The sequence below is a fragment of the Leptolyngbya sp. CCNP1308 genome, assembly GCF_034932455.1.
In the GTDB taxonomy this organism is placed as follows: Bacteria; Cyanobacteriota; Cyanobacteriia; order Phormidesmidales; family Phormidesmidaceae; genus Nodosilinea.
In genome coordinates, this window is record NZ_JAYGIH010000074.1 from 317,688 (window position 1) to 344,570 (window position 26,883).

Here is a 26,883-nt window from a genome sequence, read left to right on the forward strand (position 1 = left end):
TGCCGTTACCCGCCATGCTTTGGGCCGCACACCCCCTGAGCTGGCTCCCGTTAGCTCAGTTAGATAGGCGATCAATGCTTGCCGATATGTGCTGTTCGAGGAAGATATTTCCTCGGCGGCGACTGCTTTTTGCTGCCGAGACTACCGTAAACCACTACTGAAAACTGTAGGTTAATATGACTGTCGCTAAAAATCGTACTAAACAATCTGCCCCTGTCCATCCGCAGAACACTGCGGCCCAGACGCCCCCTCAAAATTACTCTATAAGTAAGCTAGATATTCCTGTAGATAGCCCACCTTTTTGCCGCGTGACCAACAATATTAAACCCCTGCTCGAAAGAGTTTACCCCCCAGAAACCGCCGAGTGGTTGACCACCGAAATCTTTGCCCTGATTAAAGACACTCTGTGCCCCTCAGGCCGCGAAGATCTGAAAAAGTGGAACCACAATAATGTTTTGCTGATTACCTATGGCGATACCATCATCGATGGCGATTCGCGGAGCGATCCCTACGGGAATCGCCCCCCCCTGTCGGTACTGGCCGAGTTTCTCGAAACCCACCTGTACGACACTATTACCGGCGTCCACATTCTGCCCTTTTTTCCCTACAGCTCTGACGATGGCTTTGCCATCATCGACTACCTCAAGGTCAACACCGAACTGGGCAGCTGGGACGACATTAAGCGCATTGCTACCAGTTTCAACTTGATGGCCGATCTGGTGATCAACCATATCTCCAGTCAGCACGAGTGGTTTGAGCAGTTTAAGCACAACGAACTTCCTGGCCGCAACTATTTCATTACCGCCGATCCCAGCGAAGATCTGTCCCAGGTGGTGCGGCCCCGCAGTTCGCCACTCCTGACCCCTGTAGAAACTACAGAAGGGGAAAAGCATGTCTGGACGACCTTCAGCGCCGACCAGGTCGATGTCAACTTTGAGAACCCCGATGTGCTGATTGAGTACGTCAAAATTATTCTGGCCTACGTTGAGGCCGGAGCGCGCTACATTCGCCTCGATGCGGTGGGTTTTTTGTGGAAAAAGCACGGCACCAACTGCATGCACCTGCCCGAAACCCACGCCATGGTGCGCCTGTTCCGCGAGATTTTGCAGCTAGTTGACCCCGGCATTTCGCTGATCACCGAGACCAATGTGCCCAACCGCGAGAATCTGAGCTACTTCGGCAACCGCAACGAAGCCCACATGATCTACAACTTCAGCCTGCCGCCGCTGCTGCTGAATGCGCTCATGCAGGGCCGCTCAGACCACCTCAAAACCTGGATGATGAGCATGCCGCCCGCCCCCATCGGCTGCGCCTACTTCAACTTCACCGCCTCCCATGACGGCATTGGCATGCGCCCCGCCGAGGGGCTGCTGGCTGCCGATGAGTACGAGCAGCTGATCGCGGCCATGCGCAATTTTGGCGGCAAAATTAGCATGCGCAGCCGCCCCGACGGCACCGAGTCGCCCTACGAGATCAACATTTCGCTGTTTGATGCCCTCAAGGGCACGGTGAAAGGTGAAGACCAGTGGCAGGTAGAGCGCTTTCTCTGCTCCCAGACCATCATGCTGGCCCTGGAGGGGATTCCGGCCTTCTATATCCACAGCCTGCTAGCTACCCACAACTACGCCGAAGGGGTAGACGAAACCGGCCACAACCGCACCATCAACCGCTATAAGTGGGATTTGAAGGAGCTAGAAGCCGCCCTAGCCGACCCAACCACTCCCCACGCTAAGGTTCTGACGGAACTCAAGCGGCTGATCAAGATTCGCCGCCAGCAGACGGCGTTTCATCCCAACGCCACTCAGTACACGCTGCACCCAATGAATTCCGCCCTGTTTGCTTTCTGGCGGCAGAGCCTGACCCGCGACCAGAGCATTTTCTCGGTGCACAACCTCAGCGACCAACCCCAAGAACTGCGCCTCAGCGACCTCAACCTAGTCAGCACCGACGACTGGTATGACCTGATCAGTGACGACAGATTTCCTGATCTAGATATGGCCTATATTTTGAAACCTTACCAGTCAGTATGGATTACCAACAAACCCAACTCGGCCCACGACGACAGCATGCCCACGCTGCTGTAGCCAGCTAAATTCAAGGGGAATCTAAGACTTAGATTCCCCTTGAATTTAAACTTGAGTACTCTATGACCAGCACAGAAAATTACCTCACTATTTTTATTGTGGGACTCCCCCAACTCCTGGACACGTCCGTGTGAGGCGGTGCGGTTGGCATGGGCACGTTGTCTGGAGCGAGAATGAAGTGTTGGGTAAAGGTGTTTGGGGACGAGCAACTGTTGTTGCCCTGCGGATCAATGATCCATTGGTCGTGACATTTTGAAAGGTTAGAAAGATTCTGGTAACGAAAATAACTGAGAATTTCGATGCTTTTCGAGGGCGCAGGCCCTGCGCCCTTACCTGGGCGTATCTTCTTTGCCGAAAAACTCTTTAGGGATCGTATTTCCATGGGTGTCGGTTAGAAATGCCGATCCTTGCCTACTTTTCGGTACTTCTACTGCCCCCTCGTCCCATAAATTGCCCGTGAACACTCACTCCGTAGGGCACCAGATAGGTCAATCCGGCGGAGATCCAGCGGGCTTGGGTCATGGTGCCCGATCGCACCGCCGCCCCGTGGTTGATCACAAACAGCAGGGTGCCAATCAGCAGGGCAACTCGCACCGCTCGCTTTGCCATCTGGGGGGTCACCAGCGCCTTGAGATAGCCTTTGATTGCCTGCATGGGTTAAGCTCTCGCACTCAATGAGAACCCCTTTCCACCTAGGAAAGGGGCGGGCGGTGGGGCAAGTTAAATCGGTGAGAACGGCCTAGTACGCTGCGGCAGAAATGACCCTATTGTTCAGAATGCTTGAAATGCCTATACCCTAAGGCTTTTTCACTTTGCATTTTGCATTTTGAACTCCGCATAGCGGTACTAGGAGGCGATCGCTTCTTTGACCAAATTTTCTTCCCACTTGCGGGGGGGGCTGGCGCGGCGAATGGTGCGCCAGATCTGGGTGGCCGCCAGGGTGCCGTCGGCCACGGCCACGGTTACCTGGTTGACGCCCTGCTTGAGGTCACCGATCGCAAAGATGCGATCGTGGGTGGTCTGGCACATATTGTTGGTCACCAGGTTCTCGCCATCCCACTCCAGGTTGGGGATGCCTTTGAGGTAGTGGTTATGGTAGACCGAGCCCATGTTGATCAGGCCGGTGGTGGCTTCGATGACGGTGCCATCGGTCAGCTCTACACCACTCATCTTGTGGTGCTCGCCGAGGAACTTAGCGATCGGTGCTTCGTAGAGGGGATAGCCGTAATCGGCTAACTTAGCCCGCATTTCGTCGCCAACGGTACAGAGGCCGTGGGTGAGTACCGAAATGTAGGGGGTAAACCAGTCGAGCACAAAGGCGGCGTTAATTTGCGACTCTTTGCCGGCAATCAGCACCGCTTTTTGATCCCACATATCGAAGCCGTCGCAGATCATACAGACGTGCAGGGTGTAGCCTGCGTAGTCATAGACGTTCTGCATGTCGTCGAGCTGAGGCAGTACATCGATCACGCCCGAGGCCGCGATTAGGTACTTGGTGCGAAACACAGGGTACATGCTGTCGGTTTTGCCCACTTTGACCTGCACCGCTAGCTGGTCGCCCTCATCGACGACATCTTCGACGTAGCCACGCAGGTAGTCTGCGCCCCAGTCCACCGCCTGCTGAACGCCGTGGTTGAGAATTTCGCGTCCAGGCGTGTCGGGGTCAAAGCCGACCACGTTGCGCACCTCTTGCATCCACAGCGATCGCCCCTTGCCCTTTTCAATCACCAGGCACTTAAGACCGTAGCGGGCCAAATAGATAGCCGCCGACAACCCTCCCATCCCACCGCCGACAACGATGGCGTCATAGACCTGGTCGGTGCGTTCGTGGAGGTTTTTGCGAGAGAGTTTCATAGTGGCAATAGAGCGAAAGGACTGCAATAGAGCCTAGGCGGCGAAAGGCCCACACCTCTAGGCTAAAAGGTTTTGCCAAAATCGAGATGAGAATTAACAGAGACCTTAATGAGCACAGCCTGTACCGTACCAGAACTTGATTCGGACGGTAGCTGAGGAGTCTGAACAATCTCTGTTATTGAGTGCGATCTGGCGATCTCTAAAGAATCAACCCAGTCGAGAGAGCCCGGCCCAGAGACTACCAATTGCAATCGGTAGACGGTGCCTGGCTCCGATTGGCCCGATCTAAAAAGGCAAAGGGGATTGCACAACCCCCTTTGCCTAACACTCACCGAGGGTGAGACAGAGGGCGATTAGCCCACGAAGGCCAGACGGGGTTCGGAAACACCAGCAGACTCGGTACCGTTCAGGTAGGCCAACATGGTGTCGGCGTCAGAAACTTCGAAGGGGTCGATGGGGCAGTTGTCGCCGAAGTCGGGCTCCACAAAGATTTTCTCGATGTTGCCGTCGTTGGCCAGCATGGAATAGCGCCAGGAGCGCATGCCAAAGCCCAGGTTGGACTTGTCTACCAGCATGCCCATCTTGCGGGTGAATTCGCCATTGCCGTCGGGCAGCAGGAAGACATTCTTAGCGCCGACCTTTTGGCCCCACTGGAACATCACAAAGGCATCGTTTACGGAGACACAGACAATAGCGTCAACGCCGTGGGCCTTAAACTCTTCGTACAGCTCTTCGTACCGGGGCAGGTGGTTAGAGGAGCAGGTGGGGGTAAACGCGCCGGGCAGAGAGAACACCACAACCTTCTTGCCAGCGAAGATATCGCTGGTGGTCAGATCTTGCCAGCGGTAGGGGTTAGGCCCACCGACTGACTCATCTCGCACACGGGTCTTAAACGTAACGTCGGGCACCTGCCCAGTAGCAACAAACGCAACCATAAATTACCTCTTTGTTTGGTCTTACAACAACTTAACTGCGGTCTCAGCCATTGCTGCTTAGCTCAGAATAATTCCGAGTTAAGAAATCTTCAATAGGTATACTAGCCTAAAATCTAGAATTATTGCAAAGCCAGACTGATTCTTAGATGAGAATGCTAATCTGTTAAGGGTAGGTTATCGTAGTATGTCAAGCTACCGTCTGGGCTGTCGCCTAGATTGAGCAAAGCTGCCGCTGCGTTGAAGTTCCGGAGCCAGGGAATATGTCGTCCCAAGCCGATCAAATCGTCACTATGCTGAAGTCGCGGGGGTTGCGCGTCACTCCCCAGCGCTTTGCCGTGTATGCCAATCTACTGGGTCGCTACGACCACCCCACCGCCGACGACATTCTTCACGACCTCAACCAGGACGCGCCGACGTCGTCCCAGGCGACGGTTTACAGCTCCCTACAGGCTCTGCGGGGGGCAAACCTCGTCCGCGAAGTGCTACTCGAAGAGGGGGTCTGCCGCTACGACGCCAATGTTGGCCCTCACCATCACTTTCGCTGCCAGAGCTGCGGGGCGATCGCCGATATCCCCTGGGAGACCCTCTCCAGCCTCAACCTGCAAACCCTCAGTCCCCGCTGGCAGGTCGAGGGCTATGAGGTGACGGTGCGGGGCTTGTGCGATCGCTGCCAAGCCGGGTAGGTCAATTTTAGATTTGCGATTTTGGATTTTGGCCCGAGCGACCTGTATAGGCTACAAACGGCTGCCCGACAAGCCTTAGAATACCGAAGCTACCCGCTCCAAAATCACAAATCCAAAATCGGTATGAGACTATGACTGAATCGACGCCCATCACTAGTCCCTGGCAGCTCAAACCGTGGTGGTGTCAGCCCTGGTCAATTGTGCTGACGGGGGTGGCGATCGTAGGCGGTAGCTGGCTAATCTCTCCATCGCCTCTGGCTTACGGCCCTGGTGGCCCTGCCGATTGGGGCCTGGATGGGGTTTTTCGTGCTGCTCTGGCCTCGCCTCATGCGCGAAGCGGGGCTGCTGGAGCCACACCAGAATACCAAGCAACCCTAATCTGTGATGACCGGCTCTTTGTTTGGGGTATGCCGACGGATGCTGTAGGACGCGTGCTCTAGAAGATATGGGAAAATCCGCCCTATGGTACGCCCCAAGCTGATGTTTCTCGCGGTCTTTGCCTGCGTTGTACTGTGGTTGGGCCGGGGAATGGCGATCGCACCTCACAGCCTGCTGGCTCAGGGATCAACACCTCGAACCCATCACTGTGCCCTAGCCCGCTGGCTCAGGTTAGGCGGCGGGCCGACCCTGGCAGATCTAGCGCGAGAGCGAGATCTGTACGTGGGTACAGCCGTCAATCTCAAGGCTCTAGGGCGCGATCGCCGGTATCGCCGCCGTTTAGCCCAGGAGTTTAACCTGGTCACCGCCGAAAACGATATGAAGCTGGAGCGGCTGCAACCGCGCTCCGGCGAGTTTGACTTTAGCCAGTCCGACCGCCTGATGGCCTTTGCCGCCGAGCACCAAATGGCGGTCAGGGGGCATACCCTGGTGTGGCACCAGGCCTTACCCGACTGGCTAGAGCAAAAAGACTGGAGCCGAGATCAGCTGGTGGCGCTGCTAGAAAACCACATCAAAACCGTTGTCGGGCATTATCGCGGCCAAATAGCGGCTTGGGATGTGGTAAACGAGGCGATCGCCGATGACGGCACCCTGCGCGACACCCTCTGGCTGCGCGGCATCGGCCCCGACTATATCGATATGGCCTTTCGCTGGGCCCACGAGGTCGACCCCGATGCCCTGCTGATGTACAACGACTACGGCGGCGAAGGGCTAAACGCTAAGTCTGACGCCATCTATGATCTGGTGCAGTCGCTGCGGGCCAAAGACGTCCCCATTCACGGGGTGGGGCTACAAATGCATGTTCAAGCCAACGCCTCCCCCAGTTCTCAGGAGGTCGCGGCCAATATGGCGCGGCTGTCCGACCTGGGCCTTCAGGTGCACATTACTGAAATGGATGTGCGGATTCAGCAGCCCGCCACCGCCAGCGATGGTGATCAACAGGCTGAGGTCTATCAAGCCATGCTGCAAACCTGCCTGCAAGCCGAAAACTGCAACACGTTTGTCACCTGGGGCTTCAGCGATCGCTACTCATGGGTGCCCGGTTACTTCGATGGCTGGGGCGAAGCTCTACTGTTCGATCGCGACTACCGAGCTAAACCTGCCTACCACAGCCTCTTAGAAGCCCTCGCGAACTCCCCAACCACAGACTAGTACGCTGCGGCAGAAATGACCCTACTGTTCAGAATGCTTGAAATACCTGTGCCCTAAGGATTTTTCACTTTTAATTTTGCATTTTGAACTCCGCATAGCGGTATTAGAACGGCAGCTTTTTCTTGCTGGCTTTTTCGCTGTCGTAATCGAGTTCCTTCAGCTTTTTCATAATGCGGCTGAAGTACTCCTGCATGTAGTCTTCGAGGGTGGTGATTTCATCTTTGGGAATGCCAAAGACCTCGTAAACCTCATCCATGGGGGCATCCAGCGGCTGGCTACCGGCGACCACCTCCACAAAGGCGAGGCGATCGGCGAAATTCCAGCCCCATTGAAAAAAGCCCGCCACTTTGCGAATCGCCCGCAGCAGCTCTAGAGAAATGCGGGAGACTCGGGCCTCTTGGCCGCACTTGCGCTCGCACAGGCGCATAATTTCGTAGGCACCCCAGGCGCGGGTGCCCGCCAGGGGAAAGCTGCAGTTCTCCGTTTCAGGCACCGACAGAGCCTTGACCGCGAACCGGGCGATGTCTTGGGTATCCATGTAGGCGATGGGGGCGGCTTCGCCCATCACCCAGATCGGCTGCTTTTCGAGAATGGGGATGGCGTACTGACCGATTAGCCCCTGGAGAAAGCCGCAGGGCTGGAGAATGGTATAGTTGAGCCCCGACTCGGCCAAAAATTTCTCGGTGCAGCGCTTGACGTTCATCAGCGGCACATGGGGAAACTTTTCGGAGTTAAGAATTGAGATAAAGATGAATCGCCCAACGCCTGCGTCGCGGGTGGCGTTGATCAGGTTGACCTTGCCCTGCCAGTCAACCTGCATGACCGACTCCGAGGGGCGGGCCGTCGAAGCATCAATTACCGCATCCACACCTTCAAGGGCTGGGGGTAGGGTTTCGGGCCTGGAGAGGTTGCCCCGCACCAATTCCACCCCCCACTCTCGTAGAAAGGCGGCTCGCTGGGCGCTCCTCACCAGGCAACGGACTTCGTGCCCCTCATCCAGGGCACGGCGGGCGATTTGCCTGCCAAGGGTGCCAGTAGCGCCAACGACCAATACTTTCATGAGGGAATTGATACAAAAGTTTAACTTCCTCTAAGAATATCAGATGGCTCCACCAGATACACCCCCGGAGTTAAATCTACTCTTCGCCGCCCTGCACTCGCAGCATCAGAAACCCAATTCCCAGGCCCACCAGGGTCAGGGTAAAGATAATGATCGCCGTATTAAAAATTTCGCCGCCCATACGCTCTCCTTCCACAGCACTATAGTAATTGAGCCAGTTGCCCAGCCCGCCGGGGATTGGCTTATCCCCTAGCCGCCCTCATTTTAGACCAGTTTGGTATCACCCCCCTGCGCTATGACTGCCCCCACAGCTTCCATGTCTCGCCTATCTTTGCCCCGCCCCCGACTGGCGATCACCCTGGGCGATCCGGCGGGCATTGGCCCTGAAGTTATCCTCAAGGCGCTGGGGGCCAAGGATTGGGCGGCAATCGCAGACATCACCGTGCTGGGGACGCGATCGCTCCTCCTCCAAACCGCCAAGGCCATCCAGGCATCTCCTTACGCCGGGCCGCTCCCAGACCTAGACCGCCTAGATTTTGTGGAGATTCCGCCGCCGCTGTCTCTAGATAAAGTCACCTTGGGCCAGCCCAGTGCCGCCACCGGGGCCGCCAGCTTTGCCTACCTGCAAACCGCCATTAAGGGTGCCGTCGCGGGGCAGTACGATGCGATCGTCACTGGCCCGATCGCTAAATCGGCCTGGAAAGCCGCCGGGCACCATTACCCTGGTCAAACCGAACTGCTGGCGGAGGGGGCCGGGTGCGATCGCTTCGGTATGGCCTTTGTGGCCCAGTCGCCCCACACCGGCTGGTGGCTGCGCGCCCTGCTGGCCACCACCCACATTCCCCTGGCCCAGGTGCCCAAGGCCCTTTCACCAGCGCTGCTCACCCAGAAGCTCGACCTGCTGATCTACAGCCTGAAGCAAGACTTTGGACTGGGTCAGCCCCGCGTTGCCGTGGCCGGGCTCAACCCCCACAGCGGCGAAAGCGGGCAGCTAGGCCGCGAAGAAACCGATTGGTTAATTTCCTGGCTAGAGCAGCAGCGCCAGCGCTATCCCCAGGTGCAGATCGACGGCCCCATTCCCCCTGATACGATGTGGGTGCGCCCTGGACAGGCCTGGTTTGGCACCGATGGCCGTGCCCTAGAAACCGCCCACGATGCCTACCTGGCCCTTTATCACGATCAAGGGCTGATTCCGGTGAAGCTGATGGCCTTTGACAGGGCGGTGAATACGACCGTGGGGCTGCCCTTTGTGCGTACCTCCCCAGACCACGGCACGGCCTTTGATATTGCTGGCAAGGGAATTGCCGATGCCAGCAGCATGGTGGCGGCGATGGAGGTAGCGGTGGCGGTGGTGAAGAGTCGAGGGTCATGGGGGATAGGGTGAGGTGGGGAAGGTGGGGGAGTTTTGAGTGATTAATTTTGAGTGTTGAGTTTTTAATACGGGGTATGAATTCAAAATTCAAAATTTAGAACTGGATCCTAGAACTGGTTTGTTTGGCATATCTTCCACGGAGCGTGCGGTAATGTACTGGGGTTGATGGTATCTGCGGTGGGTATGACAACTTCCAACAACCTCCATGACCAACTCCATCGTCTGGATGGTCAGGGCTACGGGGCGTACAAGTCGCTTCAGGGAGAATATGACTTTGGGGAGTTTGTGCTGCACATTGACCATGTGCAGGGGGATCCCTTTGCGGCTCCGAGTCGGGTGCGGGTGGTGGTGCCCCAGGCGGTGGCGGGGTTTCCTAAGAATCTGTGGGAATTGCCCTGTCGGGCGATCGCTCTGGCCGACTACCTCACCCGCAAGTTTCATCGGACAGTTCAGGGACGCGATCGCACATCAGGCTCGGGAAAGAGTGGCCTGATTGGCATTGTGCGACCCAGCCAGGCGATTCTTAACCGCAGTGCGGCGCGGGTGACGGCGGACGCGGTTGAGCTGCGGCTCACCGTGGGTCTACCGGCCTTTGGGCGGCGGATTGCCGGGCGACAGGCGGCGGAGTTGCTGTGTCAGGCTGTTCCCGATCTGGTTGGGAAGACCTTGTTTTACAGGGCGCTGGATGGGGCGCAGATTCAGCACCATGCCGATACGGCGGTGGATGCAGAGGCGCTGCGATCGCAGCTCTCCACCAATAACCTCATCGCCTTCATCGCCGATGGCGCAATCCTTCCCCGGCGCAGCGGCGTCGATGAACGTCCCCTGGCGGAACAGGCGATTCCCTTCACATCTCCTGAGTCGCTGCGGGTGACGCTGCACTGCCCCCACGCCGGAGCCGTGACGGGCATGGGCATTCCCCAGGGCATTACGCTAATTGTGGGGGGCGGCTACCACGGCAAATCGACCCTGCTGCGGGCGATCGAGGCGGGGGTGTACAACCACATTCCCGGCGATGGGCGGCAGCAGGTGGTGACGGAGCTGGCAGCGGCCAAGGTGCGGGCCGAAGATGGCCGCAGCATTGCTGGGGTGGATATTTCACCGTTTATTGGCAGTCTGCCTCAGGGCAAATCGACCCAGCAATTCTCGACGCCCAACGCCAGCGGCAGCACCTCCCAGGCGGCCAACATTATCGAGGCAATGGAAGCCGGGGCGACGGCCCTGCTGGTCGATGAAGACACCTCGGCGACCAATTTTATGATTCGCGATCGCCGCATGCAGACCCTAATTGCCAAAGATCGCGAACCGATTACCCCCTTCATCGACAAGGTGCGGCAGCTCTACACCGATTACGGCATCTCGGCGGTGCTGGTGATGGGGGGCAGCGGCGACTACTTCGATGTGGCCGACACCGTAATCGCCATGGACGAGTTTTGCCCCCAGGATGTGACCGAGCGGGCTAAGGCGATCGCAGCGGAGTACCAGACCGATCGCGAGGGCGAGGGCGGTTCCAGCTTTGGCCGCCCCACACCCCGCATCATTCAGCCCGCCAGCATTGACCCCAGCCAGGGCAAGCGCAGCGTCAAGCTACGGGTGCGGGATGTTGACCAGCTCCAGATCGGCACCGAGGCCATCGACCTGTCGGCGGTAGAGCAGCTGGTGGAGCCGGGGCAGGTGCGGGCGATCGCGGCGGCGATCGTCTACGCCCAGCGCTACCACATGACGACGAAAACCCCTCTGGCTGAGGCGATCGCCGCCGTTATGGCCGACCTAGACCAGTACGGTCTAGATAGCTTGACCGAGTGGCCCATGGGTGACTTGGTGAATTTCAGGGGCCTAGAGCTGGCGGCGGCTATCAACCGGCTGCGCACCCTGCGCACTCAATAGCAATGCGCCCCTGCAGCCCTCAGGTCTCCGCCACCCTTATTCGGCCCACTGCAAAGCCGTGGCAGCCGATGGCTTTCTGGTTTGGCTGATTTGGGTGAGAATGCGTTCTAAATGCCGCCCCGCACAGGGGTCAGAAAAGTGTTCTAGGGCGTGGGCACGGGCATTTTTACCGAGACGCTGGCGCAGCGCCTCGTCATGCCACAGGAGATCGATCGCCTCAGTCATGCTTTCAAGGGAGTTAGGCTCCACCAGCCACCCCGTTTCGCCATGAATAATATAGTCTTCAGCACCGTAGACGTTGGTCACAATCAGCGGACGACCCATCATCATGGATTCTACCAGGGTGACTTGCCCCGCCGCCGTAACCCCCTCTTTGGGCTGGAGCGGCACAATATTGAGTCTGGCCTGCTGAGCCAGGCGCAGGCATTCGGCTTTACTAATGCCAAAGGGCAGCTCAACTTGCTGCGGGATCGTCATGCCTTCCACAGCGGTTTTCCCGGTGGCCACTACGGTTTTAATGTTGAGCGCTTGCACCGCGTTAAATAATGTTAAAAAGTCGCGATGGGCCGACCCCAGAGATGCAATAAACGGCGTTTGGCGATCTTCTTCGTAGTCGATGGCAATGTCGGGCACCTGGTAGGGCACGAACTCAAAGCGATCGACGGGTAGGCCTAACCACTGGCTGTAGATCTCGATTTCCTTGCGGGTGTGCACCACAAAGTAATCAATCTGGCTGAGGCTGATCTGGGCGAGCTTTTGCCGCAGACCGGGTTTACAGGTACCCACGTTGAACAGCCAGGCCACCACAGGCTTGTGAGAAAATCTCAGTTTTTGCTGCAAGCCCACTGCCGAAGCCACTTGAGGAAAGACGGTAATAACGCCATCGGCGTCGGAGCTGAGGGCGTCAGCCGCCTGCCTCATATAGACCAGCCAATCGTCAATGGGCGTAAATTTAGATTTGCGATCGTGCCATTTTGGCAGCGGTTTTTGTCGCGGAATCAGCTGAAATGTGTGATCACCTCCCGGCACAAAGGGCTCTAGCCAGTTAGCGGTATCAATATTGTCAATATCTAAAAATGGTGCAGCGATCGCCCATTTCATGGTCACAACCTCGTTGGCAAGCAGCAAGAAAATTTATCGATACTCAGCTATAACTCTCAAGATATTGACCTAAGCTGATCAGGGAAAACACCTGACTAGCCTTCCGTTAAGTTACGCTTGAGCTAGACCCTGGTGGCCGATATTGGCGGTTCAATATCAGAGCGTCGTGTAGGTTATCACAGCATTAATCATGGGTTTTCCACGGGTGTGACAGGGCTGAGTTAAGGGAAGACTCCACTCCTGCATCGGTACCTACTCGATCTATCTGACTGCTCCAAAGCGATAGAGGCTAGGGATCCGGTCAAAATCTTTACTTAGCGTCTATCGTTAAACACTATAGCGTTCCCTAGCCATCTGAAGACCGCTACAGATCACATTAGGTTAGATAAATGCTGCTTTTTAAGGGCAGTCTGCCGATAAAAATAGAAAATAGGGAATGTAGAAATTGATCTACATTCCCTATTCTTTGGGTCGATGTGTTGTCTTAACCCAGGCACCTTAGCGCTGGCCATAGGTCAGCGGGTTTGCGGGTTTGTGGTGATGACCACCGGCCTAAGCCGACCACTAAACGGGTCTTGCCTGGATGACCATAGGCTGGTCTGGGGTCACGCTGCTAGCGACCCGCTGCAGCAGGCGAGTCACCTGCTCAATATGCTGCTCACTGGTGTGGTTTTCCAAATAGTGCTGGTAAGCGGCCTCGGCTCTAGCGCTCGCCTCCTCAGGATGGCCCAGGACATGTACGATAGCGGCCTTCAACTCTTCAGGAGAGTCGGGTTGTACGCCCCAAACGAGACCCTGCTCAGCCATTTCTGTGGCCAAGCCCATGGTTTTGGTGATGATCACCGGTCTGCGGCAGGCCATGGCTTCCATTAACACCGTCAGGCCAGCGGAGTAGGTGTTGTTGACTAAGCTGACTACGGCAATATCGGCGCTGCGATAGAGATCGCGCAGTTCAACCCAGTCGAAATACCGCATTTCCATATTTTGGGGCGGTGGCTCAGGAATTCTACACCGCGTCTTAGAGGTGGCGTTAGGCGACACAGCACAGACTTTGATGTCTAGATCTAACTGATGGGTAGCCTTGGCGAGAGTGACATAGTCTCGCTGCTCTAACCCAGCGCTGGCGATCAGTGGACGATGCTTTTCTATCGTGCCAGGTTCGGGGTAAAAGAACTGCTTGTCGGTTTGCTCGGCCAAACAAGTTACGCCATCCTCAGGCAGGTTGAGCATGTCTTTTAGGGTTTGGGCCTTGAGAGCCGTGTTCACGGTGAATGCATTAATGCTGCGATACAGCTGAAACCATTTGAGCAGCAGCTTAGGCCGCCACCGTTCTGGACACATTACGTTCACGACCAGCCGGGGTCGATCTTTCTTGAACGAGGCGAGGAGGGCTAAGGGTAGACCACTATCTTCGCCGCAGCAGTAGATCACGTCATCGGAGCCGGTCTGGGCTAAAACCTGTCTTGCCAAGGCCCAATGGTGCGGTCTACCAATGATTTTAGCTAGGAATTTATCGAGGCCATTAACCAGACTGTCATCGTCAAAATCTGGCTGATGAACCTGAGCATTGAGCCTTTCTTTGAGCTGCCAAATAGTGTGTCGTGGCCCATGGCCTAGGGCGGCACGGGTAACGAAGTGCTCAAAGTCAAACTTTGTGCTGGTTAAAATGTGGAATTTTGAAGTATTGGCTTGACTATCTAAGGGTGTCATGGTGGATTGACCATAGAAATTTGTAGAGTGGACAGCGGCATTTAATGCGATTAATGCGATCGCATCTTTCTAAGCAGGTTTGAAAGCTTGAGAAAGGCGATTCTTTAGACCTGTCACAAAAAAACTCCTGGAGACTGAGCACACATCAAATTGCCTTTCCAAGATCTATGGTCTACAGCTGTATAAATAGGTATTTCAGCCGCCAGTCCAGCGTAGAAAGTAAAACCCATGACTCGGTGCCTCCAAAGATACTCAGTTGCTACCCTTAGCGTGAGGGCAATCATAATCACTCAAAATGCTTTGTCTGACTACAGGGCCAGAGAAAGCTCAGGTTTTATCAATAAACCTTCCCGAACAGCGCCAGACAAGGTTTCAAAAACCTACGACTAGCATGACGTTTACTACAGGCATGCATAGATGTATTCACAGATGGCTGGGTCAACCTATTGTTTGACCAAGGCGAAATTACAGATTAGCTCTGTAACCACGAGCGGCCACCATGACTACTACAGGATTGCCTGAGTCTCTGCCAAAGGTATCATGCTTACCGCGTGAGTCCATGGTGGTACTTACGTAGGAAACGCAATCTTAATCATTTTCGGAAGGCTTCAGCGTTTTATAAAGCTCTTATGTTGCGCTCCGCAGACCTTCAGGGGTTCAATCGGGGTTAATCCAGCTGTTGAGGCGCGCTAGGGCTATTTCCTCAATTGCCAGTAAAGCGGTAGTCATCTCTACATCCGTAGAATTGCGTAGTCTCCCCATAAAGTTCTCTAAAATTGAAGTTTTGGTGTGCCCCGCTACCGCCAAGATAAAGGGAAAGCCAAACTTAACTTTGTACTGCTGATTAAGGGCTTGAAATTGGTGGTATTCCTCGGCGGTGAGGCTAGTGAGCCCGGCGTTGCTCTGTTCTGATACCGAGGCTTCAGCCATGGCAACCCTCGTGCCCAAATCGGGGTGGGCGTTGATTAAGGCCAGCTGGTCTGCGGGAGCCATGGTTCGCACTACAGCCACCATGCGCTGGTGCAGATCGGCCACAGAGGTAAAGGGGCGCAGGGGCCAGACCTGAGCGGCGATCGCAGGTGTTTCCTCAAAGGCGGGGCCGAGGGCTGCCACAAAGTCGGCCTCGGCCATGGCGTTGAGCTGGTCTAGGGAGTAGGGCATGGGTCGCTGAACGGTGTCCTGAGCGGGTAGGTGGGAGGTGGGTAGGTGGGAGGTGGGTTATACCCCGTACCAGATGGCCTCGATCGCTGCGGCGGCATCCCTGGGTTCTGCGCCAGCATCGAGCCGCAGGGTGATGTGTCCCAGCTTCCGGCCAGGGCGAATAGCTTTGTTGTACCAGTACAGGGTGGCCCCAGGCCGTTGTTTCAGGGTCTCAAGCTTTTGGTGGTGGCTGGCTTCAGGCTCGTCTAGCCCCAGCAGGTTGACCATGACGGCCTGGGGACAGTTAAGCGTGGTGGGGCCGAGGGGGCGATCGCCCACGGCCCGCAGCTGCTGCTCAAACTGGGAGGTCGCACAGGCATTGAGGGTGTAGTGGCCCGAATTGTGGGTGCGGGGCGCCATTTCATTGACGAGCACCCGATCCGTTTGGGTGAGAAAGCACTCAATGCCGACGATACCCACCAGCTCAAGCTCCTCGGCCAGGGTGCGGGCAATGCCCTCCATGCGGCTGGCCACCCCGTCCCTAATCCTGGCCGGGGCAAAGACGCGGCGGCAGATCTGGTCAACCTGCTGGGTTTCTACGGTGGGGTACACCGCAATATCGCCCTGGGCAGAACGGGCCACCATGATGGCCAGCTCCTGCTGAAAGGGCACAAATTCTTCTAGCAGCACCGGGGCGCGGTTGAACTTAGCCCAGGTGGCGCTGAGCTGAGCGGCAGCTTGAATCACTGCGGTGCCGTAGCCGTCGTAGCCCAGGCGGCGGGTTTTCATCACCAAGGGAAAGCCGATGGCCTCAGCCTTGGCGGCGAGTTCGGCCTCGTTTTCGTCGCCCTCTAACCAGTCGTAGCGGGGGTTGGGGAGGCCAATCCGCTCAAAAAATTCTCGCTGGTGGCGCTTGTCGAGCACCAGGGCCAGCAGGTCTAGATCGGGGCGAAAGACGGTGCCCTGCTGGGCCAGAGCCTTTAGCCCCTCGCAGTCGATAAACTCGTTCTCAAAGGTAATCACGTCGCACTGGGCCGCCAGTGCAACCGTGGCGGCAACGTCGGCGACGGGGGCAAGGATGGTGGATTGGGCGATCGCCACGGCTGGGTCGGTGCTCTGGGGCGTCTGCACCAGTAGATCTAGGCCCAGTTTCTGCGCCGCTGGCCCCATCATCCAGGCGAGTTGCCCGCCGCCGATAACGCCGACTCGCTGAATGGCCTGGGGAGTTGCCTGCTCCATGGTGCTTGTACCGTTGTGCAAACCCACATTATCCCACGGCGGCTAACCGCCCCCGCTCATACGGCGGATCTTGAGCACGTCGGTCATTTTGCGAATTTGCCCGAAGGTTTGCTCGAGGTGGGCGTGGTCTTTGACATCGAGCCCCAGATCAATCTCGGCGGTTTGGCCGGGGAAGGTTTTGACCTGGGCCTTGTGGACGTTAATTTGCAGGTCTGACAGGTGCGAGAGAATGTCTTTGAGCACGCCCACGCGGTCGATCACCTCAATTCGCACCTCCACCGGGTAGGTCTGGCGAGTGCCGTTGTGCTCGCCACAGTTCCAGCTGACGGGGATGATGCGATCGCCCGGTATCTCCGCCAGGTTGGGGCACCCCTGGCGGTGGATGGCAATGCCCCGGCTGCCCAGCGACACGCTGCCCGTAATCGGCTCGCCGGGCAGCGGGTTACAGCAGCCGGCAATGTGGTGCACCAAACCCTCAATCCCCAAAATGGGGGCTTTGGAGGGAGCGGGGCGGTGGCGGCTGGTGACAGCCTCCGCTAAAAACTGGTCAGAATCTTGCAGCGATGACTCGGGTGACAGCGCCTCTAGGGGCTGTTTGGCCTTGACGGCCTCCCGCAGGCGATTGACAAAGGAATTGAGCGTCACCTCGCCGTAGCCCAGCCCCGCCAGAAAATCGTCAACGCTCTGGTAGTTGCAGCGCTCGGCGGCCATCTGGGCCGGTTCAGACTTGAGTAGGGCATCGAAGCCGCTGCGGCCCAGCTCTTTTTCGAGCATGTCGCGGCCTCGGGCGATGTTTTCGTCGCGGTACGATCGCTTATACCACTGGCGAATGCGGTTGCGGGCGCTGGGAGTGACGACAAAATTGAGCCAGTCGAGGCTGGGGTGGCTGTTCTTTTGGGTGATGATTTCAACGATGTCGCCATTTTCTAGCGGCGTGTCGAGGGTGACGATGCGGCCATTGACCCGAGCCCCGGCGCAGTGGTTGCCCACCTCGGTGTGAATGCGGTAGGCAAAGTCTACGGAAGTCGCCCCCCGGCTGAGGGGCACCACATCGCCATCGGGGGTGAACACGTAGACATCTTCGTCAAACAGGTTGCCCTTGACATTTTCGAGAAATTCTTTGGCGTCTTTGAGATCGTTTTGCCACTCCAGCAGCTGCCGCAGCCAGGTAAATTTTTCGTCGTCGGCGTTGATGCGGGTGTTGGTGGAAGCGCCGGTTTCTTTGTACTTCCAGTGGGCAGCGATGCCGTACTCGGCAATGTGGTGCATCTCTAGGGTGCGAATCTGCACCTCAATGGGTTTGCCCTTGGGGCCAATCACCACCGTATGCAGCGACTGGTAGCGGTTGGGCTTGGGCAGGCCAATGTAGTCTTTGAAGCGGCCTGGAATGGGGCGAAAGGCGTCGTGGGCGATGGCTAGGGCACGGTAGCAGTCTTCGTTGGTGCCCACAATGAGGCGAATGGCGGCGATGTCGTAGATTTCACTGAAGACTTTTTGCTGCCGCTCCATCTTGCGGTAGATGCCGTAGAGATGCTTGGGGCGACTGTTGACATCGACCACCTGAATCTCGGCCTGGTGCATGCGCTGCCGCAGGGTTTCGGCCACCTGCATCAGCCGCGCCTCCCGATCCGCCCGCTTTTCGGTGACGTGCTGCTGCATCTGCCGGTAGGCATCGGGCTCTAAATATTTAAAGGAGAGATCTTCGAGTTCCCACTTAAAGCGACCGATCCCCAGGCGGTTGGCCAGAGGAGCAAAGATCTCCATGGTTTCGCGGGCGATGCGGCGGCGTTTTTCGTCGCTGAGGTGCTCTAGGGTACGCATATTGTGGAGACGATCGGCCAGCTTCACCACAATCACCCGAATGTCTTGGGCCATGGCCAAAAACATGCGGCGAAAGTTTTCGGCCTGGCGCTCGGTTTTACTGTCAAAGTTAAACTTCGACAGCTTAGTTACTCCTTCCACTAGCTGTCGCACCTCATCGCCGAAGTGGCCCTCAAGTTCTTCGGGGGTGATGTCTGTGTCTTCGACAATATCGTGGAGAAAGCCGGAGGCAATCATGGCGCTGTCGCCGCCCAGCTCCCGCAGCAGCCCGGCTACGGCGATGGGGTGGCAAATGTAGGGCTCGCCCGAGGCTCGGTACTGGCCTTTGTGTAGGGTGTAGGCAAACTCAAAGGCCTGGCACACCAGCAGGTTGTTAGATTTATCTTCGGGGTCGTGGGCTGGGTCATCATGACTGTCATCGTGGTGGGTTAGCACGCAGGTTTCGAGCCAACCGGGCAGGGTGCAGTCATCGGGTAGGGGGGGATGAACTGTTGCAGTCATAAGGGTGCCAGTGACCTATCAGGGATTGCGGGTGAACCAGAAAAGCGCCAAAAACGAGAATTTGTATTTGAACACTCGCTTTGAGTGCTCGGCAAGACTCAATAGAGATGAATTGTGGATAAAATAGTACCGCCCTCCGACAGAGGAGGACGTCCACCGGTCTATATAAATTAGGCTTAAAAAGCAAACAGAAATCGTACAAACGTTCTGTCAATAGGCCCAGGTAACGGGGCTACAACAAAGCAGCGCGCCGAGATAGAGATAACCTACACCATAACTTTGAGAAAAATCCCATCTACTGCCCAGGCCGCAATAAATACTTAAGGCTGACTGGGGGTTGATGGATAGTTATGTATTAACCTTAACATTTGTCCCCGAGAAGGGGAATCAGCAATTTATCTCTAGCTATCGTAAAACATTGGCAAGCCGCTACCGATACGGCCCTGAAGGGATGATTTATCGATGAAGAAGGCCCTGGAAACGCTGCGATCGCACCTCCAGACCCTAATGGCCCTGGCACAGTCTGCTAACCCGGACGGGGGCGCTCTGCAGGCCCAGTTTTTGCTGACGCAGCAGCACTTTCAGCACCAGATGCTGCCTCTGGGAGACGATCTGCCCAGCGCCCAGCCCGTGCTGACCGAAATGAACCGCACCCTGCGGCTGCTGGCGATGGATGTGGCCTTTTTACAGGCGGCCCGCCAGTCCACCACGGCTCAGCAGCGGCAGCGGCAGATGGTCGAAAAACTGGGCCAATTGCTGAGCTTTTGCGAGGCCATGGCGCAGGCGATCGCCAATGAGGTTTAACGCCCCAGCCCAGGTGGTTTAATATTAGGGGCTTGTTGGGTTGATGGTTGGGAGTAGGTGCTTTGTATCAGTGCCCAAAGGAAGGGGAAATTGAACTGCAAGACGGTCAGCTAGCGCCAGAGCTGGCGGTCAAGGCTTGTCCGAGCTGTGGCGGCGCGTGGATTCCGCCGGAGAACTATGTCACCTGGCAACAGCAGCAGATTGACCCCGAGGCCCCTATTCAAGTGGCGGTGCTGCCGCTGTCGCTGCACACCGGTTTTGAGCCCGCTGCCCTCGACAACCGGGCGGCCCTGTGCCCCGACTGCCGCAGCTACCTGGTGCGGGGTCGCATTACCCTCAAGCAGGGATCGTTCTATGTAGAGCGCTGCCCCAACTGCACCGGCATCTGGTGCGATGGCGGCGAGTGGGAGATCTTGCAGCAGCTAGAGCTGCAGGCCCACATTGACTATATTTTTTCTGCCGATTGGCAGGCCCAGGTGCGCGAGCTAGAGCACAGCGAGCGAGAAAAACTGGCCACCATTGACAAACTGGGCCCAGACATTGCCCAGCGAGTGTTTGAGCTGGCCAACCTGCTGGAAGAACACCCAAATGGGGATTTTGGGGTGGCGTATTTGATGCGACGAGTTGATCAGTGAGTGAGTGGGTGAGTAGGTGGGTAGGAGAGCAAATCTCAACCCACCTAACCCACCTACTCACCTACATCACCCACTCACCTACCCTCAACCACTCCATGCCCGATACTCTCCTTGCCCTCGAATCTTTCTCGGTCACCTACCCTGGTCAGGGCGATCGCGCGGTGGATCGGGTCTCGCTAGACCTATCGCCTGGCGAAAAGCTGGGCCTGGTGGGTGAGAGCGGCTGCGGCAAGAGCACCCTGGGGCGGGCAGCGCTGCGGCTGTTGCCCCAGGCGACAGAGCTCCAGGGGCGGGTGTGGTTTAACGGCGAGTCGGTGCTCGACTTTAGCCCCCAGCGGCTGCGGCGGTTTCGAGGGGAGGCGATCGCCCTGATCTTCCAAGATCCGATGACGCGGCTAAACCCGCTGATGACCATCGGCGATCACTGCATCGAGACCCTACAAGCCCACCATTCTGAGGTATCCCACGGTGAGGCCAAGGCGCGGGCGATCGCGGTGTTAGAAAAGGTCAACATTCCCGCCAGCCGGTTTGGCCAGTACCCCCACGAGTTTAGCGGCGGCATGCGCCAGCGAGTGGCGATCGCCCTGGCGATGATTCTAGAGCCGAAGCTGATCATCGCTGACGAGCCCACCACCAGCCTGGACGTGACGGTGTCGGCTCAGATTCTCGATGAGCTGACCCGGCTGTGCGACGAGCTGGGCACGGCACTGGTGCTGATCTCCCACGATCTGTCGCTGGTGGCGGAGTACTGCGATCGCGTCGCCGTCATGTACAAAGGCCGCATAGTAGAAGAGGGCACGGCGGCGGCGGTGTTTCAAGACCCGCAGGATGACTACACGCGATCGCTGGTGGAGTCGGCCCTGGAAATGCAGCAGGCCGAGGGGTTGGCCTACACCGCTAGCGCAGTAGACCCCATCTTGCGGCTGACAGACGTAAAACAGCACTACACCCTAGAGGCCAACCCGATCGCTCGGCTGTTGGGCGGTCAAACGTCTAAGGTGATCAAGGCGGTGGACGGGGTAACGCTAGAGATTTACCCCGGCGAGGTGGTGGGGCTGGTGGGCGAGAGCGGCTGCGGCAAGAGCACTCTGTCGCGCACCATTCTGCAACTGGTGAAACCTACGGCGGGCCAGGTAGTTTTTGACGGTACCGACCTCACCACCCTGTCGCGCGAAGCCATGCGGCAGCAGCGGCGGCAGCTGCAAATGGTGTTTCAAGATCCCCACGCCTGCCTCAACCCGATGATGACCGTAGGCAAAAGCATCGCCGACCCGCTGCTGATCCACGGGCTGGCCACCGTCGCCGAGGCTGAAAAACAGGCCCACGACATGCTCGCCCGCGTCAGCCTCAACCCCACCGCCGACTTCTTTGATCGCTTTCCGGGCGATCTGTCGGGGGGGCAGCAGCAGCGGGTGGCGATCGCCCGCGCCCTGATCACCCATCCCAAGCTGGTGGTCTGCGACGAACCCGTCAGCATGCTCGACGCTACGGTGCAGACCCAGGTGCTCGATCTAATGATTGCCCTCAAGCATGAGTTTGACCTCACCTACCTGTTTATTACCCACGACCTGTGGGTGGCGCGGTTTATGTGCGATCGCATTGCCGTTATGCAGCAGGGCAAAATTGTCGAAATTGCCCCGACCAAAACCCTGTTTGCATCGCCCCAGCACCCCTACACGCAAACCCTGCTGCAAGCGGTTCCCGTCCTGGCAACGGGGGTATAGCGATCGCCAGAACGTTTAGGGCATTTCGTACACCTCTGGAGCGATGGCATTGCTATCTAAAAGCCGACGGCGTTCTGTCTGGACGGCGCAGCTCGCTCAGCAGGGCAGCACCGCGAGAATGGTTTGGGGAGCCTAAGCCAAATCAATGCGAAGCCGTGACACAGCATTGCCGCCCGTTGATATAGCGTTGCGGCCTAGGGATATGGCGTTGCCACTCGGTGACATAGCATTGCCGCCCAGGGATATTGCATTGCCGTCCGTTGATATGGCGTTGCAGCCTGGGGATATAGCGTTGCAGCCTAGGGATATGGCGTTGCAGCCTAGGGATATGGTGTTGCAGCCTAGGGATATGGCGTTGCCACTCGGTGTGTAGCATGACGTTCTGTTGATATGGCCTTGTCACCCAGAGATATGGAGGATGGCTCAGTGACATGGTATGACGGTCTGGTGCCACAGCACTGGGCTGGGGATTTGATTAAACTCGCGTTTTGTAGATTAGGCATCCTGCCTGATCAGTCTCAGCCGAGGCAGCTATCTCATCCGATTGAATCCTGATTGAATCCTGGCGGCGCTATCAACCTACATTTCATGAACATAAAGCGCTACTGACTGGAAAGGTCAGCTACGCTCTTGAAAACTTCTAGCGACGGGTCTCTCAGGGCATCTATGAAACAGCTTCCATTTATTATTCAAAAATTTGTCTTTCAGCAAGAGAGTCTAGCCGCCATCGTGGATATGGACGATGCCAGCGGTGTTGAGGGCAAAATTCCCGGCTACTTTGTCATGAGTAGCGCCCCACCCAACATTGAAGAGGCGGAAGAATCCAGCGAGATAATTCAGCGGCAGTCAGCCCAGGGCATTGACGACATTGCCGACCACCTGCACCGCATGATGGCCAATACTGCCGATGGTACCGCCGAGCTGGTGATCACTGTGCACGGCTACAACACCAGCCGCAGCGGGGTAGAAGCCTGGTACAAAAACATCTTCAAATACATCAATCGCCATGACCCGGCGATCGCGGCCCATAACAACCGAGTGTTTGTGGGCTACCGCTGGCCCTCTGAAAATGTTGCCCTGCGCAACCCCAAAAAAATTCTTCAGGCATTGCAGGCGCTGCCGCCGCTGCCCCGCGATGTGCTGATGACAGGCGCAATCTGCGCCCTGGCGCTGCTGATCCTTGAGCTGACCGTCTTTGGAGAGACTATTGCAGGCTTTGTAATCAGTTTTTTGCTGGTGCTGCTGTTTGTGTTGGGTACGCTGATGCTGGCTCTGGTGGTGCTGCGGCTGGTGGTGTACTTTCGCGACAGCTACCGAGCCGATAACTTTGGAGTGCTAGATCTGGTGGAACTGCTGCGCCAGATCGACCAGGCGATCGTCAAGCGCACCGCCGCCGAGATGTTTCCCAACACGGTGGGGGAAACCAATCACCTGCAGGCCATGGCCCAGGCGCGGGGCTACTGGCAGCGGCGATCGCAAAACAAGGTGAGGCTGAGCTTTATTGGCCACAGCATGGGCGGGTTTGTAGTCACCAACGTGGTGCGCATTCTGTCGGATGTGTTTGACACGGCCTCGGTCGAAAAGCGCCCCGATGACCACATTGGCGATGTCTTTAGCCTGGGGCGGTTAATTCTCGCCTCGCCCGATATTCCAGTGCTCACCATTGTCTCTAGCCGAGCCAATTTTTTGGCCGCTTCGCTGCGGCGGTTTTCAGAATCTTATCTATTTAGCAGCGAGGGTGATATTGCCCTGCGCACGGCGTCTACCACCGCCAATTACATCGCCTTTCCTAGCCGTACCGAGGCGCGGGGCTATCGACTCGGCAATGTGGCGCTACAAAATAAGTATGGAGGAGTGGATGACTACGGGCTAATCAATCTGGTTTCCTTAGACCAAGACTTTTCTCCATCGTTGCCCATTGGCGAGGCGATCGCTCGCTCTAAGAACAACGTCATGGAGCAGCTGTTTTTAACCTACGAACGCTTTCAAAAGCGTGGCGTAGTGACCATGGCCGATCTGTTTAAAGTGCAGGCCTCTGGGGACAGCAATCGGGCCAGCGTAGCCGACTTTTTTACCTACTTTGACTGCACCGACTACTTCGATATCAAATACGATCCCAATACCAATACCTGCTCGGCTAAACCCACCGGCATTTTGACCCGCGCCCTGGGCCATGCGATTCTCAAACCCTGGGATTATTTCTTGCTCACCCTCGACTACGCCCTGAACAAGCGCGATGTGCACGGCGGCTATTTTCAAGGCCAGTTTAGCCAGCAGCTGCTCTACGGTCTGGCATTTTTGGGCTTTGATGACTATCTGCATACCTTCGATGCCGATGCCCAGGTGGCCCTAAGCCAGCTGCACCTAGCTTGTCAGAGCCGCAGCATTCAGGGGCATCTGTCGCCGATTTGCTATCGGGTCAACATTCAGGGGGGCAATTTGGAGGGCACCAAGGCCGAGATGCTGGAGGCCATTGATGTGGATGCGTAGTCCTGAAATCTCTAGCCCAGACCTTATGCTGAGGCCCAAACCACCTGTTCCCCCTGGCCCCAAAAGCCATCGTATTTGGTGACGGCGATGTCGCCCAGCACCCGCGTTTGGCAGGCCAGGCGCAGGTTGCGCGCAGGGTCGTGGGGGGGCAGCGATCGCCGCGCATTGTCTTTCCAATTAACCGCTGAGACTTCGCCGTGGATTTCTACCGCGCAGGTGCCGCAGGTGCCAAGACTGCGGCAGTTGATCACCTTCGCCTGGCCGTTGTACAAGTCCACACCGTTGGCCAGTAAGACCTGGCGCAGGTTGGCCCCGGTTTCGCAGGCGATCGTCTTTCCCTGGGCGGTGATGGTGGGCATGGCTTTCCTTTGCTGGCAGAATATCTACGTTTTATAACGCGATCGCCCCCTTCCCCTCAAGCATCCCTAACCCAGGGCTTACGCTAGATAACTGAATCGTTTAGGTCACCAGTGGCTATGGCTGAGCAGCGCAATGGGCAACGTCCGACCCTTGAGGGGCAACGCACCCCTATTTATATCTACGACACCACCCTGCGCGATGGTGCCCAGCGGGAGGGGTTAGCCCTGTCGATTGAGGATAAGATTCGCATTGCGCGGCGGCTCGATGCCCTAGGGGTGCCCTTTATCGAAGGCGGCTGGCCGGGGGCCAACCCCAAAGATGTGCAGTTCTTCTGGCAGCTCAAAGAAACTCCCCTCACCCAGGCCCGCATCACCGCCTTTTGCTCGACCCGCCGCCCCGGCAAAGTCGCCGCCGAAGAGCCGATGCTGCAACCCGTGCTGGCCGCAGGCACCGAATGGATTACCCTCTTCGGCAAATCCTGGGATCTGCATGTCACCACCGGCCTGCAAACCACCCTGGCCGAAAACCTGGCCATGATCGACGACACCATTCGCTACTTTCGCAGCCAGGGCCGCCGAGTAATCTACGACGCCGAGCACTGGTTTGACGGATATTTGGCGAACCCAGACTATGCCCTAGAAACCTTAGGTGCAGCGGTGAATGCCGGGGCCGAGTGGCTGGTGCTGTGCGACACCAACGGCGGTACGTTACCTCAAGCCGTCGGTGAAATTGTCGCGGCGGTAAATACCTGGCTGCAATCTTTACCGGAACCGCGGCCCCATATTGGCATTCACACCCACAACGACAGCGGCACGGCGGTGGCCAACGCCATGGCGGCGGTGGCAGCTGGCGCAACGATGGTGCAGGGCACGATCAACGGCTATGGCGAACGCTGCGGCAACGCCAACCTCTGCACGCTGATCCCTAACTTACAGCTCAAGCTGGGCTACCCCTGCATTGCCCCCACCGGGCTAGAGACCCTAGCCGAAACCAGCCGCTTTATTAGCGAGGTGGTGAATCTGGCCCCCGACGACCACGCGCCCTACGTGGGGCGATCGGCCTTTGCCCACAAGGGCGGCATTCACGTTAGCGCGGTGGAGCGCGAGCCGAAGACCTACGAGCACATCGACCCGGCCACGGTGGGCAACAGCCGCCGCATTGTGGTGTCTGACCAGGCGGGGCTGAGCAACGTGCTGGCCAAGGCTCGCAGCTTTGGGCTGAATTTGAATCGCAAAGATCCCGCCTCGCGCCAGTTGCTCACCCGGCTCAAAGCACTGGAGCACGAGGGCTACCAGTTTGAGGCCGCCGAGGCCAGCTTTGAGCTGCTAATGCGGGAGACGCTGGGCGATCGCCCCCGCTTCTTTGACCTCAAGGGCTTCTACATCAACTGCCAGCACCAGGGCAACGGCGACGACCACAGCAGCCAATCCCTCGCCACCATCAAAGTCATGGTAGGCGAAGAAGAGATTCTCGCGGCGGCGGAGGGCAACGGGCCAGTGGCGGCGTTAGACACGGCTCTGCGGAAGGCGCTGCTGACCTTTTACCCGGCGATCGCCAACTTTCACCTGTCTGACTACAAGGTGCGCATCATCGACAGCGGCGCGGGCACGGCGGCGAAAACGCGCGTCCTGGTGGAGTCGAGCAACGGTGCCCAACGCTGGACGACCCTGGGGGTTTCGACCAACATTATCGAAGCCTCGTACCAGGCCGTCACCGAAGGGCTGGAGTATGGCCTGATGATGGAAACCGCGCGGCCTCACTGTGCGATCGGCGGCGAAATCGATCGGTTTGACGCCGATGCGGCCCTGCAAAAGACCCGCGAAACCGCTCTGGCTAAGCTCAAGCAAGAGCTGGGCTTTGAGTAAGGCCAGCTTTGGGCGTGACCTGCTTTGT

22 protein-coding genes and 1 pseudogene are annotated in these 26,883 nt (G+C 57.3%); 12 read left to right on the forward strand and 11 right to left on the reverse strand.

Going from position 1 to position 26,883, the window contains the following annotated elements; genetic code table 11:
• Positions 1–308: 308 nt before the first annotated feature.
• Positions 309–2,084 carry an alpha-amylase family glycosyl hydrolase gene (locus VB780_RS20040; RefSeq protein WP_323352948.1) on the forward strand — a complete coding sequence of 592 codons (1,776 nt, stop codon included), beginning with the start codon at positions 309–311 and terminating at the stop codon, positions 2,082–2,084.
• Positions 2,085–2,495: 411 nt separating this feature from the next.
• Here the strand turns inward: VB780_RS20040 and nrtS are convergent, their stop codons facing one another.
• The 3 genes from nrtS to VB780_RS20055 form a co-directional block, all read right to left on the reverse strand.
• Positions 2,496–2,738, reverse strand: coding sequence for a nitrate/nitrite transporter NrtS (nrtS, locus tag VB780_RS20045; protein ID WP_323352949.1), 243 nt, complete (start codon positions 2,736–2,738; stop codon positions 2,496–2,498).
• 192 nt (positions 2,739–2,930) lie between these two features.
• Positions 2,931–3,938 (reverse strand): NAD(P)/FAD-dependent oxidoreductase, encoded by a 1,008-nt coding sequence (locus VB780_RS20050; RefSeq protein ID WP_323352950.1) that lies wholly within the window; start codon positions 3,936–3,938, stop codon positions 2,931–2,933.
• A 353-nt stretch (positions 3,939–4,291) separates the two neighbouring features.
• Complete coding sequence (locus VB780_RS20055; protein WP_323352951.1) at positions 4,292–4,873, reverse strand: peroxiredoxin; 582 nt, start codon at positions 4,871–4,873, stop codon at positions 4,292–4,294.
• Between the two features lie 260 nt (positions 4,874–5,133).
• Between VB780_RS20055 and VB780_RS20060 the strand changes: the two genes are divergently transcribed.
• From VB780_RS20060 to VB780_RS20075, 4 genes and pseudogenes are all read left to right on the forward strand, one after another.
• Positions 5,134–5,556 carry a Fur family transcriptional regulator gene (locus tag VB780_RS20060; RefSeq protein WP_323352952.1) on the forward strand — a complete coding sequence of 141 codons (423 nt, stop codon included), beginning with the start codon at positions 5,134–5,136 and terminating at the stop codon, positions 5,554–5,556.
• 131 nt (positions 5,557–5,687) lie between these two features.
• Positions 5,688–5,759: pseudogene (locus VB780_RS20065) on the forward strand (hypothetical protein); the annotation flags it as partial.
• A 67-nt stretch (positions 5,760–5,826) separates the two neighbouring features.
• Entirely contained in the window at positions 5,827–5,934 is a 108-nt protein-coding gene (locus VB780_RS20070) for a hypothetical protein (RefSeq protein ID WP_323352988.1), read from the forward strand.
• A gap of 84 nt (positions 5,935–6,018) precedes the next feature.
• Complete coding sequence (locus tag VB780_RS20075; RefSeq protein ID WP_323352953.1) at positions 6,019–7,146, forward strand: endo-1,4-beta-xylanase; 1,128 nt, start codon at positions 6,019–6,021, stop codon at positions 7,144–7,146.
• Between the two features lie 103 nt (positions 7,147–7,249).
• Here the strand turns inward: VB780_RS20075 and VB780_RS20080 are convergent, their stop codons facing one another.
• Together VB780_RS20080 and VB780_RS20085 are read right to left on the reverse strand one after the other, a co-directional pair.
• Entirely contained in the window at positions 7,250–8,206 is a 957-nt protein-coding gene (locus VB780_RS20080) for an SDR family oxidoreductase (RefSeq protein WP_323352954.1), read from the reverse strand.
• A 76-nt stretch (positions 8,207–8,282) separates the two neighbouring features.
• Positions 8,283–8,387 (reverse strand): PetM family cytochrome b6-f complex subunit 7, encoded by a 105-nt coding sequence (locus VB780_RS20085; protein WP_194055660.1) that lies wholly within the window; start codon positions 8,385–8,387, stop codon positions 8,283–8,285.
• Between the two features lie 114 nt (positions 8,388–8,501).
• Here VB780_RS20085 and pdxA point away from each other — a divergent pair, with 114 nt between their 5' ends.
• Positions 8,502–9,590, forward strand: a complete 1,089-nt coding sequence (pdxA, locus tag VB780_RS20090; RefSeq protein ID WP_323352955.1) for a 4-hydroxythreonine-4-phosphate dehydrogenase PdxA — start codon at positions 8,502–8,504, stop codon at positions 9,588–9,590.
• Between the two features lie 171 nt (positions 9,591–9,761).
• Positions 9,762–11,465: an ABC-ATPase domain-containing protein gene (locus tag VB780_RS20095; protein ID WP_323352956.1), complete on the forward strand. Its 1,704-nt coding sequence runs from the start codon at positions 9,762–9,764 to the stop codon at positions 11,463–11,465.
• A 36-nt stretch (positions 11,466–11,501) separates the two neighbouring features.
• On the opposite strand, the gene VB780_RS20100 is transcribed toward VB780_RS20095, so the two are convergent.
• From VB780_RS20100 to VB780_RS20120, 5 genes are all read right to left on the reverse strand, one after another.
• On the reverse strand, positions 11,502–12,566 hold the full coding sequence (locus VB780_RS20100) for a glycosyltransferase family 4 protein (protein ID WP_323352989.1): 1,065 nt from the start codon (positions 12,564–12,566) through the stop codon (positions 11,502–11,504).
• Positions 12,567–13,130: 564 nt separating this feature from the next.
• Complete coding sequence (locus VB780_RS20105; RefSeq protein ID WP_323352957.1) at positions 13,131–14,276, reverse strand: glycosyltransferase family protein; 1,146 nt, start codon at positions 14,274–14,276, stop codon at positions 13,131–13,133.
• 657 nt (positions 14,277–14,933) lie between these two features.
• Positions 14,934–15,437: a 2-oxo-4-hydroxy-4-carboxy-5-ureidoimidazoline decarboxylase gene (gene uraD / locus VB780_RS20110; RefSeq protein WP_323352958.1), complete on the reverse strand. Its 504-nt coding sequence runs from the start codon at positions 15,435–15,437 to the stop codon at positions 14,934–14,936.
• A gap of 57 nt (positions 15,438–15,494) precedes the next feature.
• Positions 15,495–16,655 (reverse strand): 5-(carboxyamino)imidazole ribonucleotide synthase, encoded by a 1,161-nt coding sequence (locus VB780_RS20115; protein WP_323352959.1) that lies wholly within the window; start codon positions 16,653–16,655, stop codon positions 15,495–15,497.
• A gap of 42 nt (positions 16,656–16,697) precedes the next feature.
• Positions 16,698–18,977 (reverse strand): bifunctional (p)ppGpp synthetase/guanosine-3',5'-bis(diphosphate) 3'-pyrophosphohydrolase, encoded by a 2,280-nt coding sequence (locus VB780_RS20120; protein ID WP_323352960.1) that lies wholly within the window; start codon positions 18,975–18,977, stop codon positions 16,698–16,700.
• A gap of 462 nt (positions 18,978–19,439) precedes the next feature.
• Here VB780_RS20120 and patD point away from each other — a divergent pair, with 462 nt between their 5' ends.
• The 4 genes from patD to VB780_RS20140 all read left to right on the forward strand — a co-directional run bounded on the left by patD (position 19,440) and on the right by VB780_RS20140 (position 24,630).
• Positions 19,440–19,781, forward strand: coding sequence for a heterocyst frequency control protein PatD (patD, locus tag VB780_RS20125; RefSeq protein ID WP_323352961.1), 342 nt, complete (start codon positions 19,440–19,442; stop codon positions 19,779–19,781).
• A 62-nt stretch (positions 19,782–19,843) separates the two neighbouring features.
• The gene (locus tag VB780_RS20130; protein ID WP_323352962.1) at positions 19,844–20,416 is read left to right on the forward strand and encodes a zf-TFIIB domain-containing protein; all 573 of its coding nucleotides are present in this window, start codon (positions 19,844–19,846) and stop codon (positions 20,414–20,416) included.
• A 95-nt stretch (positions 20,417–20,511) separates the two neighbouring features.
• Positions 20,512–22,140 (forward strand): ABC transporter ATP-binding protein, encoded by a 1,629-nt coding sequence (locus VB780_RS20135; protein WP_323352963.1) that lies wholly within the window; start codon positions 20,512–20,514, stop codon positions 22,138–22,140.
• 666 nt (positions 22,141–22,806) lie between these two features.
• Positions 22,807–24,630: an alpha/beta hydrolase gene (locus VB780_RS20140; RefSeq protein ID WP_323352964.1), complete on the forward strand. Its 1,824-nt coding sequence runs from the start codon at positions 22,807–22,809 to the stop codon at positions 24,628–24,630.
• A gap of 23 nt (positions 24,631–24,653) precedes the next feature.
• On the opposite strand, the gene VB780_RS20145 is transcribed toward VB780_RS20140, so the two are convergent.
• The gene (locus VB780_RS20145; protein ID WP_323352965.1) at positions 24,654–24,989 is read right to left on the reverse strand and encodes a 2Fe-2S iron-sulfur cluster-binding protein; all 336 of its coding nucleotides are present in this window, start codon (positions 24,987–24,989) and stop codon (positions 24,654–24,656) included.
• 117 nt (positions 24,990–25,106) lie between these two features.
• On the opposite strand from VB780_RS20145, the gene cimA reads away from it, so the two are divergent.
• Complete coding sequence (gene cimA / locus VB780_RS20150) at positions 25,107–26,855, forward strand: citramalate synthase (protein WP_323352966.1); 1,749 nt, start codon at positions 25,107–25,109, stop codon at positions 26,853–26,855.
• Positions 26,856–26,883 lie beyond the last annotated feature (28 nt).